Source organism: Methylocystis sp. H62 (assembly GCF_015709515.1).
GTDB lineage: Bacteria > Pseudomonadota > Alphaproteobacteria > Rhizobiales > Beijerinckiaceae > Methylocystis.
Genome location: NZ_JADNQZ010000025.1, coordinates 1 through 15724, shown reverse-complemented (window position 1 = coordinate 15724; position 15724 = coordinate 1). Strand labels below are relative to the sequence as shown.

General features: G+C 60.7%; 17 protein-coding genes and 2 pseudogenes. 8 read left to right on the top strand and 11 right to left on the bottom strand.

Annotation, left to right across the window (positions count from 1 at the left end):
* Nucleotides 1–270: 270 nt before the first annotated feature.
* Nucleotides 271–504, top strand: coding sequence for a hypothetical protein (locus tag IYY11_RS00860; protein ID WP_196402283.1), 234 nt, complete (start codon nucleotides 271–273; stop codon nucleotides 502–504).
* Between the two features lie 335 nt (nucleotides 505–839).
* On the opposite strand, the gene IYY11_RS00855 is transcribed toward IYY11_RS00860, so the two are convergent.
* On the bottom strand, nucleotides 840–1067 hold the full coding sequence (locus tag IYY11_RS00855) for a cold-shock protein (RefSeq protein ID WP_196402382.1): 228 nt from the start codon (nucleotides 1065–1067) through the stop codon (nucleotides 840–842).
* Nucleotides 1068–1245: 178 nt separating this feature from the next.
* On the opposite strand from IYY11_RS00855, the gene IYY11_RS23385 reads away from it, so the two are divergent.
* From IYY11_RS23385 to IYY11_RS00830, 5 genes and pseudogenes are all read left to right on the top strand, one after another.
* Nucleotides 1246–1572 (top strand): CsbD family protein, encoded by a 327-nt coding sequence (locus tag IYY11_RS23385; protein ID WP_312029675.1) that lies wholly within the window; start codon nucleotides 1246–1248, stop codon nucleotides 1570–1572.
* Between the two features lie 1188 nt (nucleotides 1573–2760).
* Nucleotides 2761–3540, top strand: coding sequence for a ParA family protein (locus IYY11_RS00845; protein ID WP_312029674.1), 780 nt, complete (start codon nucleotides 2761–2763; stop codon nucleotides 3538–3540).
* Nucleotides 3537–4529, top strand: a pseudogene (locus tag IYY11_RS22530) (ParB/RepB/Spo0J family partition protein). The gene IYY11_RS00845 and the pseudogene IYY11_RS22530 overlap by 4 nt, the downstream one beginning before the upstream one ends.
* 353 nt (nucleotides 4530–4882) lie before the next feature.
* Nucleotides 4883–5401: a plasmid mobilization protein gene (locus IYY11_RS00835; RefSeq protein WP_196402381.1), complete on the top strand. Its 519-nt coding sequence runs from the start codon at nucleotides 4883–4885 to the stop codon at nucleotides 5399–5401.
* Nucleotides 5401–6426, top strand: coding sequence for a relaxase/mobilization nuclease domain-containing protein (locus IYY11_RS00830; protein ID WP_196402380.1), 1026 nt, complete (start codon nucleotides 5401–5403; stop codon nucleotides 6424–6426). Before IYY11_RS00835 ends, IYY11_RS00830 begins: the two co-directional genes overlap by 1 nt.
* Before the next feature lie 476 nt (nucleotides 6427–6902).
* On the opposite strand, the gene IYY11_RS00825 is transcribed toward IYY11_RS00830, so the two are convergent.
* Nucleotides 6903–7199 (bottom strand): addiction module antidote protein, encoded by a 297-nt coding sequence (locus tag IYY11_RS00825; RefSeq protein WP_196402379.1) that lies wholly within the window; start codon nucleotides 7197–7199, stop codon nucleotides 6903–6905.
* A gap of 2 nt (nucleotides 7200–7201) precedes the next feature.
* A pseudogene (locus IYY11_RS00820) lies at nucleotides 7202–7445 on the bottom strand (type II toxin-antitoxin system RelE/ParE family toxin).
* Here IYY11_RS00820 and IYY11_RS22525 point away from each other — a divergent pair.
* Nucleotides 7332–7640 carry a hypothetical protein gene (locus IYY11_RS22525; protein WP_246719536.1) on the top strand — a complete coding sequence of 103 codons (309 nt, stop codon included), beginning with the start codon at nucleotides 7332–7334 and terminating at the stop codon, nucleotides 7638–7640. The pseudogene IYY11_RS00820 and the gene IYY11_RS22525 overlap by 114 nt on opposite strands.
* Before the next feature lie 274 nt (nucleotides 7641–7914).
* Here the strand turns inward: IYY11_RS22525 and IYY11_RS00815 are convergent, their stop codons facing one another.
* The 8 genes from IYY11_RS00815 to IYY11_RS00785 all read right to left on the bottom strand — a co-directional run bounded on the left by IYY11_RS00815 (nucleotide 7915) and on the right by IYY11_RS00785 (nucleotide 15156).
* Nucleotides 7915–8481, bottom strand: a complete 567-nt coding sequence (locus tag IYY11_RS00815; RefSeq protein ID WP_246719532.1) for a hypothetical protein — start codon at nucleotides 8479–8481, stop codon at nucleotides 7915–7917.
* The gene (locus IYY11_RS22520; protein WP_246719531.1) at nucleotides 8468–8761 is read right to left on the bottom strand and encodes a P-loop NTPase; all 294 of its coding nucleotides are present in this window, start codon (nucleotides 8759–8761) and stop codon (nucleotides 8468–8470) included. Before IYY11_RS22520 ends, IYY11_RS00815 begins: the two co-directional genes overlap by 14 nt.
* 64 nt (nucleotides 8762–8825) lie before the next feature.
* Nucleotides 8826–9158 carry a hypothetical protein gene (locus IYY11_RS00810; RefSeq protein WP_196402378.1) on the bottom strand — a complete coding sequence of 111 codons (333 nt, stop codon included), beginning with the start codon at nucleotides 9156–9158 and terminating at the stop codon, nucleotides 8826–8828.
* Nucleotides 9159–9510: 352 nt separating this feature from the next.
* Nucleotides 9511–10323: an LPD7 domain-containing protein gene (locus tag IYY11_RS00805; RefSeq protein ID WP_196402377.1), complete on the bottom strand. Its 813-nt coding sequence runs from the start codon at nucleotides 10321–10323 to the stop codon at nucleotides 9511–9513.
* On the bottom strand, nucleotides 10316–12304 hold the full coding sequence (locus IYY11_RS00800) for a type IV secretory system conjugative DNA transfer family protein (protein WP_312029673.1): 1989 nt from the start codon (nucleotides 12302–12304) through the stop codon (nucleotides 10316–10318). The genes IYY11_RS00805 and IYY11_RS00800 overlap by 8 nt, the downstream gene beginning before the upstream one ends.
* Nucleotides 12305–12397: 93 nt before the next feature.
* Nucleotides 12398–13471, bottom strand: a complete 1074-nt coding sequence (virB11, locus tag IYY11_RS00795; RefSeq protein ID WP_196402375.1) for a P-type DNA transfer ATPase VirB11 — start codon at nucleotides 13469–13471, stop codon at nucleotides 12398–12400.
* Complete coding sequence (gene virB10, locus IYY11_RS00790; protein ID WP_196402374.1) at nucleotides 13468–14625, bottom strand: type IV secretion system protein VirB10; 1158 nt, start codon at nucleotides 14623–14625, stop codon at nucleotides 13468–13470. The genes virB11 and virB10 overlap by 4 nt, the downstream gene beginning before the upstream one ends.
* A 30-nt stretch (nucleotides 14626–14655) precedes the next feature.
* Complete coding sequence (locus tag IYY11_RS00785; RefSeq protein WP_281431652.1) at nucleotides 14656–15156, bottom strand: TrbG/VirB9 family P-type conjugative transfer protein; 501 nt, start codon at nucleotides 15154–15156, stop codon at nucleotides 14656–14658.
* Between the two features lie 178 nt (nucleotides 15157–15334).
* Here IYY11_RS00785 and IYY11_RS00780 point away from each other — a divergent pair.
* Nucleotides 15335–15724 (top strand): DUF4158 domain-containing protein (locus tag IYY11_RS00780; protein WP_196402373.1); only part of this gene is annotated, 390 nt, incomplete at its 3' end.

Below are 15724 nucleotides of genomic sequence, written 5' to 3'. Positions count from 1 at the left end.
GGTCTGCGGTCTGCAGAATAGGTTCTACGGAGATCGTAGCGGAACAGTGCGCGATCCTTTTGGTCACGTCTGGGCGTGAATTCCTTTTTCATGACGCGATCTTCACGCGCGCTTCAGTTCGCAGCAGGACAAATATCCCACCTTTTCGGCCAAGCGCCCTGGGAGCCGTCGCTGATCGCGTGGGGATGATTTCATATTTATCTGGCGCCTCGAGCCGACGTCGCGAGGACGTATCCTGCGCGGGTTGCCCGCCTATGACTGGGGAGATCTATGGTGCCGTCGATGTCCGCCATGGGCCTGCTTCGCGAATGCGAGGAGCGCACGGAGAATTCGTGCTTCGCGTTGCGCTACACCGATCGACGTCGCCGCCTATTTGGGATTGACGTCGTAACGAAGGCTGACCTCGGAACGACGCTCAACTGGGTCGGCGTCGACCACTTCGACACCGTCATGCGCATAGCCATGCCGTCATCCGGGGCAAGGACGAAGCCGGCAAGTATTTGATCATCGCTTGAACTTAAACCGTGCCGTATCACCTAACATTTCCGCTGCGGTGGCGGATGGGACGCCGGCTCATCCTCGGGCGATCGAGCCCGTTCCTCAGCTTGGCCGCTCGTCCGCCGTTCCATTCGAACCCGAACAGTCGCTTGGGCCGCGCGAAGCGAAGCCCACTTAGGCAAGGACGGGACATGATGGACGCTGTCTATGTTGGGATCGATTTTTCCAAAGACCGGCTTGATGTGCATACGCTTCCGCAATGCGAAGCCTTTGAGTAGCTTTTTCCACCAAAGACGGACGCTAGATCCGCGAGACCGTCGCTCTTCGCGCTGCGCGGCGATTTACGATCGAACACGAAGCGATGCCAACTCCACCTCTTCGACCCACTCGGTCCCCCGGCGGGGATCGACGCCGGTCTCGAAATAGACCTTCGAGCCCGGCGTAATGTTCACGATCCCCGCGCGCTGAAAGACGCTGAAGTGGACGAATACCGACGCTCCGCCGCTCTCCGGCCGCACAAACCCGAAGCCGCGTTCTGGGCTGTAGTATTTGACAGTTCCTAATTGCATTTCCGCTCCTTTTCGCTGGAGAGATTATCAATCGATCCTCTAGAATGACGGTGCGCGAGCGCACAATTGGCGTGGACCGTGAATGGCGTCGACTTAGCGCCGATTGCAGCCGCTTGAAAAAGGATAGAGCGATCGGCTAACGAGCCCGCATAATATATTACCGGGAAAGGCCTCGCCAGTGGACCGGGAATCTCTAGCGCAAGGCAAATGGAAACCGCCGAATGTTGTCGGCATGCCCGGATATCACGATGCTGCGGCGGCGCCCGCGACCAAGAGCGACGATGCGCCCGCGCCCAAGAGTCAATTACCCACCTGGGACACAATAGCCGGCAATTGGAAGCAGATAGCCGGAAAGCTAAAGGAGAAATGGGGAGGTCTGACAGACGACGATATTGTCGAAATCAATGGTAGGCGCGAACAACTTGAAGGCCGGCTGCAGGCGCACTACGGCTATACAAAAGAGCAAGCTCAAAGCGCCGTCGATGAATGGCTGAAGACGAAGTGAGCTTGCAGAGTTCGACCGCCGGCGCGAAGTTTCAAACCTCCCGCCGGCAGTTAGTTGCTGAGCGCTTGAAGCAGCCCCTTGGCCGGCACTGATCCAAGGCGCACGAGCAAGCACCGCCGGATCGATATCGCAACCCATGAAGGTTGACTTCGCGAGCCGTCACTCGCCGCATCGTCCTATTCGCCAAGCCATTGAATGACGCGCAGATAGATTTCGAGCGAAGGCGATGAGCCGCGCGGAATGCGACAAAGAGACGATGGGAGACGGCGATTTGAGTGTGGCGGCCTGCGCGATCGTGAGTTTTCCGCGGCGGAGCTTCGCGAGCGCTGGCGTTTTTTTGGGGTTTTCCATGGTTCGGATCATGGTCGGGAGCTTGCGCGGTCAAACTAGTGCTCCTGGAATGATGATGGGCCGTGGGCGACCCGCGCGCGTTTTGTCGTTCTTCAACGCGAGAGCGCCATTCTTGATTCACGTCTTGAGCAGCGACTTGACGCGCGCCTTTCGAGCGATGTCGTCGATGTCGAGCACAAGCGCGGCGACGGCCTTACCCGCCCGATTTTTTGCGAGCACGCTCTCCGCCCACTCTCGATCGCTTATTCGCTCTTGCACCTTTCGAAGATCGGCTGTCGACAGTTCCTCCAGGGCGTTAGGCCATTGTCACGGCGTAGCCACCCCCACGCAGTCGCCCAGGTTTCGTGACGGTTGCCGAGATGCTGGGACGCGATATGAAGCCGTTCCGGAGCTCGATATTGATCAGGGCGCCGGATCGCTTCGTCACTCGCTGAGCCCGCTGTCGATACCCTTGTCGCTCGACGTATGGTCAAAAAGCAGCAGATGCCAAACCCCCTCGGATCCAAAGCCCTGGGCTCCCTTCTCGTTGCGGCGTTCGCAGGCAAATGTTGCAGGCGCATTCGGTGACTCAATGGGCTCAATAGGACACGCGCCCTGGCGCTCCGCGCGCCTCTGCTCCTCCCCGAAGCATGTAAGGAAGTTTGTCAGACAAACTTTCGAGCCAAGAGCTCCCCTTGCTCTGCGGCTCAGCGATCTGTTCCGTGGAGTGGCGACGGTCTTCCCGGAAGTTTGTCAGATAAACCTTTTTCCACCCCTGAGGAATTTCCCAGTCGCGCAAGGGCCGTCAAATTTGTTTTCTCCGCTGCAACGATTCGCAACCGATTCGTTGAACCGGACGTGACCCAAGCCGAAGAGGGCTTCAGCTTCGTGAAAGTGCTCGTCGTGAACAACGAAAAGGGCGGCGTCGGAAAGAGTACGATCGCCGTTCACCTCGCCTGGTATTTTGCGGAGCATCGAAAGCACGTCCTCTTTATCGATCTCGACCCGCAGAGCAACGGCACGACGACGCTCTCCGCTCAGATTCGCGAGCCCGAGGCCGCCGCGTTCTTCGCGCGGTCGGTCGCTGTTCCGCCGCTGTCGGCGCCCGGCATCCGCGTCGCGCCCGCCACTCCGGCCTTGCGCGGAATTCTCACGGTCGATGGAAAGATCATTCAGCAGTTTCGTTCGAACATCGAGGACGTTTCGCGATCTTACGACGTCGCGGTGATCGACACGCCGCCGACCTTTGGCGTGCGCAATCTCGCTGCACTAGTAGCTGGCCATTTCGTGTTGGCGCCGATTGACCTCGACGATTACGCAATCGACGGCATCGAGACGCTTTTGAAGCATATTGTCGGCGTGAGGCAGAAGTACAATCCTAACCTCAATTTTCTCGGCTTGATCCCCAACCGCCTGCAGTCAACATCCCCGCGCCAGCGCGACAACCTGAAGAGCCTCGTCCAGAAATTCGGCACGAAATATCTCTTCGACGGGGTGATCCCGCAGCGCTCGTCGATCGGCGAGGCTCTGGCGGAAAAGAAGCCCGTGTGGAGCCTGCCGAAAACAGCCGCGCGCGAGGCGGGGCGAGAAATGCGGATGGTCTTCGACAAACTCGCCGCCAAAATGGAACTTGCATGAGCTACGCCCAAAAACTCGACGACGTTGCCTTGCTGCTCGACGAGCTCGAGGGCCTCGAACCCGCGGTCGGCTCTGGCGCGGTGCTCGAGATCGCGTTGAGCCAAATCGAGGAGGATCCAGGGCAGCCGCGTCGCAATTTCGACCAGGCCGCTCTCGAGGAGTTAGCCGCCTCGATCCGCGAACGCGGCCTTCTCTAACCGATCGGCGTCACCAAAAAGCAAGAAAGCGGCAAGCACCGCATCGTCTTTGGCGCGCGCCGATTCCGTGCGGCGAGTTTGGCCGGTCTGAGAACCATCAAAGCCATCATTCAGGCTGGGCAGGCGGATGATCCATATGACCAGATGGTCGAAAACATTCAGCGCGACGACCTTTCAGCCACGGAGATTGCCGCTTTCATCGAGGCGCGTCTCAGGGCGGGAGAAAAGCAAAAGGACATTGCGAGACGGCTCGCCAAGAGCAAGGGTTTCGTCGCCATGCACGCATCGATTGGCCAGATGCCGCAGGTGCTCCGAGATAAGCTTTCAGCCTCACCGCTTCGGGCGGTCTATGAACTCTATCAGCTATGGAAGCGAGATGCGGCAAGAGTCGAGGAATTCTGCGCGCAGCATGAATCCTTTTCGCGCCCGCAAGCCGAAGCGTTCATCGAAGAAGCGCTTGCTAAGCCAAACGAAAACGATGATGCAGAGCCGGCTACAGAACATATTATCCGCGGGGAACCATCCCTACCTCAGCCAACGAAGGATGAGACGAAACACGGCGCAGCGGGGCTACCTGAGGGTGAGTTCGTTCCGGCGGCGCAGCGAAAATCTGCATCGGAGGTCATCATGCGTGTCCGCCATGAGCAAAGAGGCGGTCGCTTAATCCTGGGGCGCGTTTCGAAAAGAGGCTCGCACTTCGGGATTGTCGTCTTCGATGACCACGGTGAGGAAGCACAAGTGTTGCTCGCCGAACTCGCTCTCGTCGAGATTCGAATGCACGAGCCGCTCTGATGGCGGTCGATCCGGCAGCGAGCGGCAAGCGGCTTTTCCATCCCGCAGGGACGAAGCGAAGCGGAGCGCCCGGAGGCCGAACGCGCTCATCAGATAGCGCCGTAGTGAGGCCGGAGGGTGTGGGAAAGGCGCGGGCAAGAAGGGAAACGGGCTGGACGATCGCATCGATCTTCATGCCTGCTGCCGACGATCCGAAGGAGCCGAAGAACTCGCCGCGACTCAAGGGTCACTCATAGGAATCGAATGCTGAGACTCAAAAATAAAGCGCATCGTGTTTTTCGAAGACGAGTGCAGGATAGGCTTTCCGCCAGCCGTTTTTAAACACTCGCCCTTTGAAGGGACAAAGCAAACGCATGGCGTTTCTGGGATTTCATATCGACGATGCGCTCGCTGAAAAATTCGCGGCGATGGCGGCGACGGAAGGCGGCAAATCCGCTTTGATGCGGCGTCTCATCGAGCGAGCGGTCGGCGACGGAAGAGCGCCGGCGCGTGCGATGATGACGACAAGCGCGTCGCGCAAGGTGACGATCAGACTGAGCGAAAGCGAGCTGCATCTTCTGGCAACCATCGCGGCGCAACGCGGCATGAACCGCACGCAATGGATCGCATCGCTGGTAAGGGCGCGGCTCGGTTTTCCGGTGCAGCAGACGCATGACGAACGCCAGGCCCTACGAGCGGTGGCGCGCGAACTGAACCGCATTGGCGGCAACGTCAACCAGATTGCTCATGCTGCCAATCTGAACCGGCTAATTGGGCAATCGGTGAAGATCGAGGCCGAAGCGATCCGAGAGGCTTCGGCGCAAATCGAGGCCGCTCTCGCCGAACTACGCGCCGCGCTCAGGCGAAACGCCGATTATTGGCAGGGCCGTTGATGAGCGGCGAGGGCGACCGCGACCTCGAACTGCCGCCGATCTCCTATGTCTGGAGAACGCCGGTCCGAAGACCGAAGCGTGCGAAATGGGAAATTCCTGAGCCTATCGACTCCAGCAAGCTCACCCCCGTCACGCGGGCTAAGTTGCAGCGGATCGTCGCCAAGGCGCCGGAGGTGATGGTCAAGATCACCGGCAAGACCAAGACCGTCGCTCATCTGAAATCTCATTTCGAATATATCACACGCAACGGCGAACTGGCGGCCGAAACTGAAATCGGCGCAGTTATGGATGGCCGGCAAGGTTTGCGTGACATCCAAGAGCGGTGGGCAGACGATGCCGAACTAGATGGCAGTCGGCGTCGGGACGGGCCGTTGTCTCATAACATCATTTTATCGATGCCGCCGGGAACCGACCCCATCGCCGTGAAGGACGCCGTCCGCGCCTTTGCGATCGAGACCTTCGGCAGCCAGCATGATTATGTCTTTGTGCAGCATCTCGACGATGAGCACCCGCATGTCCACCTCACCGTGCGCTCCCTCGGCTACGACGGGAGGCGACTCAATCCTCGCAAGGCCGATCTCGCGACGTGGCGCGAACAATTCGCCGGCGAATTGCGAATGCGCGGCGTCGAGGCGGAAGCGACGCCGCGCCGCACACGTGGCAAGGTCAGAAAAGCCGAGCGCGGCGTCGTTCGCGTGATTAGGGAACGCGGCGAGCTGCCGCGCGTGGAGCGGCTCTCCCGCGAAGAGATCGTCAAGGAATCGCGAAGGGGAAAACGTTCGGCGCGCCCTTGGGAGGCAAAGACGCGGGAAAGGCAAGCGGATGTCAGAGAGGCCTATCGCCGACAGGCCGAGGACCTGCGGCGTTCTGAGAACGCCGCAAACCTCGAACTCGCAAAGCAAGTGGCGCAGTTCGTGGCGGATATGCCCGAAGTTGAAACCAAACGCGATTGGCTCTCGAACGAGCTCGCGAAGGCCATCGGCAAGACCCGGCCGCCGCGAGTTGAAAAAATCAAGGATAGGTGAGCGCCTCGATCGGAAAAGGCGATCGGTGCGCGCCGATCCCCTATGCAATCGACGGTCATAGTCGTTCGGTGGACACAGCGAGGAAGTTGGTTAGGGGTCGGGCGAGGGAGTCGCGCCGATCAGTTGCGAATCTTCCCCTTATGGACGCGACCTTTGCTCGCTGGTCGCTCCTTCTTCGATTTCGGGGTCGCCGGACGCTTCGGGCCTTGCGTGTCCGCGTCACGGTTCGTCGCCAGGAAACTTCACGTTGTCGAACTTGGCCATCGCGTGGCGCTCCAAGACTTCCCCCCGCGCCAAGTATGTAATGACTCGAGCCGGAATTTTTCATTGCCAGTCGTTCGGAAGATGCGCAGCGTCGGCTCGTGCGTCCACTCAGCAGGCGCTCGCTTGAGATCCGAGGCGCGGTTTGTCAGCGCGCCTTGGGCATGCGTGTGGGGCTTTCACGGCGCTGATCGAACGACCGGCTTAATTGGGGGTCAGGCCGCGTGATGAGTCGGTGCAATCGTCAGCTTGAGGCCAAGCGCCTTGATCACTTTCAGTACGGTGGCCAATTCTGGATTGCCCTCAGCGCTGAGCGCCTTGTAAAGGCTTTCCCGCGACAGACCGGCAGCTTGGGCGATCTGCGACATGCCCTTCGCGCGAGCAATTACGCCGAGCGCATGCGCGACGACCGCCGAATCATTGCTTTCCAATGCATCCTCCAGATAGGCCTCAATCGCTTCGGGGCTGTCGAGATATTCCGCGCTGTCGAACGCCGATGTTTTCGTGGCCATCGTCACTCATCCTCCAACTCTGCCGCCAGTGACTTCGCTTGCGCTATGTCTCTTTCTTGGCTGCCTTTGTGTCCGCCACACAGCACGACCACGACCGTCTTTTCGCGTCGCACGAAGTAGACCTGGGCCGAATTGTATCCGCAGTTCGCTCACGCCGTCTCCAACGGGTGCGACGTCGCCAGGGTTGCCGAGCGCCAAGCGATCGATTCTCGCAACGATCTTCGCTTTGCCGCGCTGATCTCTCAGCCCTCTAAGCCAAACTTCGAACGCGTCTGTTTTCCGAACTTCGAGCAGCATTTTGTATCCTATAGGCTACGCGATAAAATGTCGAGAGCCAACGAGGGTTTCTACGTGATTGCGGGGCGCTGTCAGGGCGGCGAATCTTTTAAGTCGACACAAACCGCGGCGGGTGCCGAAACGGAAAAGAGATGGGGCCTGTAATTAATCGTGAGCCGAGATTGCGCGCATCTACATGGGCCAGTCCGGAAACGGCGCGAGTGGACAATCGGATAAGGTTAGGCGAGGGCACCAATTCATCGCGCAGGGACGGGGCGTCATCTACGCCCCGCCAAACCGTTTCGCGCGTGGTCGAGCCAGACCTGGAGGAACCGCGCGGGATTAACGAAATTTATTGACAGAAACGCGATCGGCCCGCCATTGGAGAGATCGCCGCAATAGCGAAACGGGGCAAATTGCGGCCCCGAGTTGCGTCGCTTCACAAGCCGAGGAATGGGAGAGACGGCGTCAGCGCCGCGGCGAAGTCGCGCAGGAATTTTGCGACATGCGCCCTTTCAGTGATCGTCAGCAAGCCAGCCTTGTCGGCGCGCGTGAAGGGGATGTTCTCGGCGTCGAGTTTGGCGAACGTGCCGGCAGGCAGAGCGGGAAACTCGATTTCGACGCCGCCCATAGCGAGCAGTTTTTCGCGCGTCTTGCCGCCTTTCGCTACGTCCTTGGCGTCGGTAAAGCCATACCAGAACGGGAAATCGCTTGGCGGCTTGCCGTGCTTGAGGTTGATCACCGCGACGTGATCGGCCCTGTCGCCGATCAAGCTCAACCAGCGAGCGACGGACTGAGCGGCGCCGACGTCCGGCGAAATGACGTGAAATAGCGTCAGCCTGTAGCCATGGGCTTCGAAAGCGTCGAGAAGACCGTCGAGTCCTTCGCCGCCGTCGACGATCCGCGTGAGATCGGCCAAGAGACCGCCGGCGAGATCGTGAACGTAAAGCTTTTCGCCCGACTCGATCGAGTCGAGCAGAATGTTGCGTTCATCATCGGCGGCCATTGTAATAGCCGACGCCTTCGACCGGATTCTGCACGCGTTCGACCGACCCGCTGGCGTCGCGGCTGCCGAGAACGCGCGCCGTCGCGCCGACGCTGCCGTCGGCATCATAGGCCGCGACGCGCTCGCCGCTGGTGCGCAGGTGATCGACGAGCGTGCGCGTAAACACAGACTTACCTACGCCGCCTTTCTCATTGGCGACGAGGGCCACGCGCTTGACCGCGGCGGGTAAGGCCGCCGCGCGAGGACGAGGTTTGACGGCGGCGGCAGTAGCAGTAGCCATGTCCGAATGTCCTTTGCTTTCGGGGTTAAGCGTCGCGATTTGGCGCGACACTGAGTCTTGCTCGTTACACATCGTCATCGAAGCGATGCCCAAGAACGTCCTTCGCAGCTTTTCGAGCTTGCGCCGGAGGCTTCGTCGCCAATAGCGAAGGAGGCGTCGCCATGGTTCTCGCCGCATCGGCTGTCCTTGAGCCAGATTTAACTGTCGTCGTTTTTGATTCGGCGGCCGCGACGGGCGCGATTTTCTTTTTGCATCGATTGGCGGGACAAGCGCGCGCTTCGTTGATGTATTTGTTCAACGTGCGGGCGGCGATGGCAAAGCCATTGCTGCGCATGATCTCAGCGAGCTCCGTACCGGTGTAACCTTTTGCGCGGAAAGCGAGCAGATCCGGCAGCAATTGCGCGACCGCGGCTTTGAGAGGGCTGCGGGAGCGGGCGCCTTTTTTCGCTGGCGCCGAGCGTAACGCCGATCGCAAGGCTGACACTTTTTCGGAGGTCGCCAGGCTCGCTTCAACCGCGTTTTTGCCCACAGCATCGCCTTCCCTCAACCTTTGCGCGATCGTCATGTGTTTTTCTCTATGTTCAGTTGAAGACGGCGCGAACTGTCGGCTCGGGGCGGCGCGACGATCACGAATCGAATCAAGATGGCGTGCGATGAAAAATATCGCGTCATTTGCGACGAGATCGCGGCGTGATTAATGAAATCTTCAAATATCGACGCGGCTCTCACTGCGGCCTGCGTGACGGGCGTTATCGATTCCTATAGGCGCGCTCAGTTTGATCTGCACCTGCGGTTCTTCTAACAGACTTCTCTGCCGACTCCCGCGACCGCCTGCTTTTCCCCTCGACGACTTGCGCCCGTTCGAATCGGGCGCCGCGATGGCGATGATGCACCATCCGTTCGCGCGCCGCGTCGAGAATGCGCTTGCGTGCTTCGGCGTCTTTGGGGAAAGCAGCAAATGCTATGCGCTCGATTAGGGCGAGATGCGAGCGGGCGTTGCGGTCGTCTTCTCCGCCATTTAATCCGCGCTCGGTTGACGACGAGCGCCGAGCCGGCGCCCTTGCGCCGCTCCGATCGCGGCCGAAGGAATGGCTCTGGTCATGTTCAGATCGTCCTTGCATCTTGGCGAACGCGGCGCGATCGAGCACTGAGGGCTCATAGCCCTTTGTTTCGATCCCGCGCGTGGAGGCGGCGAGCCAAGCCTCCCGCCGAAATTCTAACGAGCCCGTCAGCTCGATCCTTTCCCAGCCACGATGCGCGGCGATGGCGACAAGGTCACGGACGATTTCGATGTTGGCGACAAGCGTCACCAGGCGGTCTCGGCCGGCCTTGGCGATGAGATACTCGCCGTCGCGATCAGCGTAGATTCTCGCTTCCGTCGCATCGACCTCCACCACGTAATATTTGCGGCGCAGATGCCCGGGCAAGAAATCGAATTCGGCTGCGCTGCTCGATCCTGAAGCCGAGAGCCGATCGGTTGCGTGTTTCCGCCGATCGTCGTCGTCTTGCGCCGCTCGCTTCACCTCGAAGGCGCGGCCGTCGTTTTTGTTCTTCTCAGCCACGGCTCATCTCCCTGGTTCGCTTGCGCCGCTGGCCGCGTCCAGACGCGCCCTTGGCGCGCGCATCTTCGCTCTCAACGGGCTGCGAGGCGCTCGAATTCTCGCTCGCTTCGCCTCCCTGCGAGGCCTCGTCATAGCGGGCGGCGCCGTCGATATAGCCCGCGACCCAGGCGCTCACCGCTTCTTCCGAGACGTTCTCCAGATCGAGCGGGACGTCGGCGAGGTTCGAGAGCGCGTCGGCGGGGATCGACGCGGGATCGTCAATTTCCGCCTCGGTCAATGGGCGGCGAATGATAATGGCGCGCAATTCGGCGACGTCGTGTTTCAATTGAAGAACCTGCGAGGCGAGCGCTTCATTGGCGGGCGCTGGCATCGGGTCAATGAGCGGCGGCGGGAGAAGTCGGTCCGTAAAGCGGCGATCTTCGTAATAGACGAGCTTGTCGGCGAGGATCGGCGGAACCCCGGCCATCAACACGAAGGCCTTGGCTCTGGGCGTGAGTTTCAATTCCTGGGGCAAGAGGAGGGGACGCCGGTGATCGGAGATCGTTTCGGAGCGGGAGCGATTGGAAAAGCCCCAAGGCCGCGATCGACTCTTGGCTTCTACCGTCTGCGTTCCGAAACGCTCCGAGAGCTCGACGGCGACGTCGTGCTCCTTTGGGGAAAAGACGATTTCGATGGCATGGTTGGTCAGAAAATTCTTGGCTTCGTCCCCGCCATAGATCGCGCGCAATTGCGAGGGGCTCTGCAAGACGGTCAGGAGCCTGACGCCATAGCCGGCGACGAAGGCGACGCTCTTCGCGAGCACGCCGACGTGGCCGAGAGAGGGGAATTCGTCGAGAAGCAGAAGAAGCTGGCGCGAATGCGCCGGATTGTGTTCGGGCAGTTCGCGGGCGTTGAGATCGACCACCTGCTGGAAGAAGAGATTGAGGAGCGGCGCCAGCCGGTCGAGATTGTCGGGCGTCACCGCGAGATAGATCGAAATCGCCTCCGAGCGCAATTTGCTCAGATCGAAATCGCTCGCCGAGGTCGCCGCGTCGATGCGCGGATTGAGCCACAGCCCAAGGCGCGCGGTGACGGTCTTGCGCACAGACTGCAAGGTGTTCTCCGAAGCGGCGAGAAAATCGTTGAGCGCCGCGACGCAAGAGGCGGAGAGCTGGTCTGGGCCGCCCTTTCGCGCGCTCAAAACGCTTTCGAAATGGGTCTTCACGTCGCTTGCCGCTGTGAGCTGGCGCAGGATTTCGCCGATCGCGAAGGGGAGTTGCGGCGTTTCGGCGATATAGCCGCCGATGGCGATGAAGGCCGAACGCGCTGCTTCGGTCCAGAAGGGATCGCCGCGGGGTTCGGGCGGAAACAGCATGCCGGCGATCCGCTGCAGATCGTCGTAGAGGTCGGCGGGATCTCGGCGCACGCAAGAGAGCGGGTTATAGCGCGCCGTGCGGCCCTCGGGATTTACGGGATCGAAGAGATAGACCTTCTGGCCGTGCGCCGCGCGAAAGCCCGCTGTCTTGATAAAATTCTCCTTCTTGACGTCGAGCACGACGACGCTGTCGCTCCAGGAGAGGAGATTGGGGATGACGACCCCGACGCCTTTGCCGGATCTCGTCGGCGCATAGACGATGACGTGCTCCGTTCCGCCGAAGGTCAGCAGCCTGCCGTTCGCCTCGGCGAGCAATAATCCGTTTTTGGCGCGCAGGCCCGCCGCTTTGATATCCCGCGGCGTGGCGAAGCGCGCTGCGCCATGCAGCGGCCGTGCTCTAGCGCGCAAGATCACGCCGAGCAGGCCGAATGTCGTGACGGCGCCAGCGAGAAAGCCGATGGTCAGCCAGCGGTCGAGCCGCCTGTCACTTCCGAACTGCGGCGACAGCGTCAAAATATCGAAGAGATGCAGTCCGCCGTCATGGGCGCGCAGGCCGAGCAGCAGCACGTTCGACGCGACGAGGAGAAAGATCGCCGCCGCCAAGAGCGAAAGACCTATCGGAAGCACCAGCCGCGGCCAGCATGGCTCCCATTCCGAGCGTGCGTTCGTGCCCAGCGCGGAGAGACTCCTGGGCGATCTCGATTCAGAACGCATTTCGGCTCAGAACGCATTTCGGCGCTTGGCCTCGGGATCATAGTGGATTTCCGTGATGCGGTAGCGGCCGTCGCGGCGGCTCATCTGCACCACGACGTCGACCGTGAGATGCAAGAGCCGCCTGATGTCCTCGCGCGCGAGTTCGCGCCCCTCGGCGCTCTCCTTCACGAGCAGCGTCAGCTGTTCGAAGGCGAGCCGTGCGCTGTCGGCATGGACCGTGGTGATCGAGCCGGGATGGCCCGAATTGACATTGCGCAGATAGTAGAAGGCCGTGCCGTCGCGCAACTCCTGCAACAGGATGCGGTCGGGGCGCATGCGCAAGGCCGATTCGAGCAATTCACGCGGGCCGATCTCTGCGACGCGCGAACCGTCCTTGGCGTAGAGCAGGCGCACATGATTGGGCTGCGGAACGGCAAGCTCCGCGGTGTCTTCGATCGTGAGAATGCGCTCATGATCAGGGATCAGAGCGACGAGGCCCTTGGCGAGCGTCGTTTTTCCCGATCCCGTCGCTCCCGAAATCACGATGTTGCGGCGGCTGGCGACAGCGCGTTCGAGAAATTCACGCCATCGGCCCGAATCTCTGAATCGCAGAAGCTCTTCTTCATCCTTGGAAAGCGTGTCGCTTGCTTGGCGGACATCGGCAAACAGCGAACGGCGCTCGAATTCTTGGAGGGTCATCGCTGCCGTGGCCACTTTGCGGACCGTGAGGCTCGCCGTGCCTGCAGGAACAGCGGGCGGAATGACGATCTGGCAACGTTCGCCCCTCGGCAGAACGGTCGAGACGATCGGGTGGTCAGCAGCGATATCCTGCCGGGTGAAGGCCGCGGCGGCGGTCGCGAGATTCATCAAATGCGAAAAGCCAAGGCCTTTGCGCGCATGGCGCGTCCAACCTTGCGGGCCTTCGGTGAAGACTTCGCCCGGCCGATTGACGACGATCTCGGTCAGTTCGGGTTCGGCGAGGAGATCGGCGATCGGCTCGAGCAATCGCAGCAGGACGCGGCGCTCGGCCGACGACTCGGCGTTATCCAGCCTATCAAGAGGCAGGAACTCGTCGAGAACGGCCGCTTCTTCGCCGCTCATGGTTTCGTGATCCGTTGCGGTCCGAGGACTCCGCTGGGAATCGTGCGGTCGAGAATTTGCGTGCGGCCTTCGACGAGCCGCAGGCGATAGACGGAAGAGAAGTCGAGATCGCGAGCGACGAAGACTGAGACGAGTTCGCCTTGGTTCTTATAGAGCGTCGGCGGGATATTGATCGATTGCTCGGTGGCGATCGCCGCTGCGCTCTGCCCAGAGTTCTGGATCGAATTCACTTGAACGTTGGCCTGCGACAGCCGAGTGGCGGCGATTTGCCCGGCGTCGTTGACGATCGATAGCAACAGAGCGCCGCCGAAGCGCTCAAAGAAATGATTGTCGATTTCGCCATTGAATCCGGAGCGCCCGAGCGCGTCAGTCGCCGGGCTCGCGAGCGCCACGATTACTCCAGTCGGCGTTTTTGCCCGGGTCCACAGGACGAACATGCGCCTCGAGCCGCGCCGCAGAGTGCTGCGGTATTCGCCGACGATTTGCGTCCCTTTCTCCATCAGCACGACTTGACCGGAGTCGGACATGACATCGCGTTCAACAACGCAGGAGACGAACCCGGCCACGTCGGACGACATGGCGGTCTCCAAGACGCAGGGGATGGCGGTTCCTTGCGTCACCATGAGATGGCGATTGGGAAGGCGCGCCGCTCGCACGCCTTCGATCGCTGTTGGCCTGAGGTTGCTCGCGAGTTCGTTGCGAGCCTCAGAAGCGCTGTAGCCGTTCGCGTAAATGGAGCCCGTCGGCTCAGCGTCTATGCCTGGAAACGGGGCCGTCGGCGCGCCGGGTTTAGCTTGCTGTGGCCGATTGAAGACGAGCACAGGCGCGCGTCGCGCGCTGTCCATGAGTTCATCCGACTTGGATCGTTCGGCGACAGCCGGCGCCGCGACCGGAAGCGCGGCCGGCTCCAGCCGAGCGACTGGCGGGTCGCGGGGGCGTTCGAACGCATTCGCCACAGAAATCGTCGGCTTCTGTCGCGCTTCGGACTCAGCCGGCGCGCGTTTCCAACTTGCCCACAGCACGAGGCCGCAGAGCGCGACGAGACCGACGACGCCCAATCCTTTGCGCCACGGCAGCGGCGCATCTCCAACGGAGGAGACCGGCGTGATGCGACGTTCTTGATCGAGTGGGCCGGCTGCCGGATCTTCATTCATTGCTTTCGCCCTTGAACGTGATTGTGATCGTCATTGCGTCCGCGCCGCGCGTCGCGGCAGCCGGGCGACGCTCGGACTCGTCGTTCGCGTCGCCTGATTGACGCCTACCGGATCGAAGGCTTCATTGAAGATGCAGAGAACCTCCGCGCCTTGGCGCAGGCGCAATTCGCGCCCAACCGCATGGAGCACGACGAGTTCGCCGCGCACGTCTTTTGGCACGAGGCTTTCGGTCCCGTCGGAGGCGACGAGGAAGATCGCCGGGACTTCGCGATTGCCCTCAAAGCGCAGCGTCGTCTCCTTGCCATCATCATAAACCGCATCGGGCTCCAGATTCGGCGTCCCTTGCGCCGAATAGCTCCAATTGCGCGGCACTGTGGCGTTATGGAGCGCGAAGACTTCATCGACCGCGCGCGCCTCCATCTCGTTGCTCCTCGATGCCGCGGCATAGCGGCGGGCCTCCGCCGCGTCGCCGGGATAGGCAAAGCGGACCATGAAATAGCTTTCCCCAAGCGAACTCTCGGCTATTGACAGCTCGAATTGGGGTCAGCGCAGAATCTTCCCAAAATCGTACGTTAAGGGCGGTTGGACGGTTAGAAATAAGCAGCTCCTCCCCGATTTGGACCTCTGATTTCTTGCAAGAATGCTGATTTTTGAATTGCCGGCCAAACTGCAGCGCCACCATTTGTGTGTGCGCAGCAGGAGGCCAGCAATGAAAAAACACGAAATTCTTTCCCCACAATCCCGGGCTGAGTTGTTCGACCCGCCGACAGATCCGGCAGCTATCGTTCGGCAGTACACGTTCTCGCTCGATGATTTGACATTGATCCGCCAACGACGTCGTGACGCCAATCGATTAGGATTTGCCGTGCATCTTGCCTATTTGAAATTTCCCGGCAGAGTTCTCGGTAGTGAGGAGGCTCCCGCCTCCGACATGGTCGCCTTTTTGGCACAACAGCTCGGAGTGGGATCGGACGTTTATAGCGAATACGCGCACCGTGACGAAACCCGTCGCGAGCATCTGGGCGACATACAGTCATATCTTTGCGTTCGTCCTTTCAGCCGCGATGATTATCGCTATGTCGCAAAGATTGCGACGACC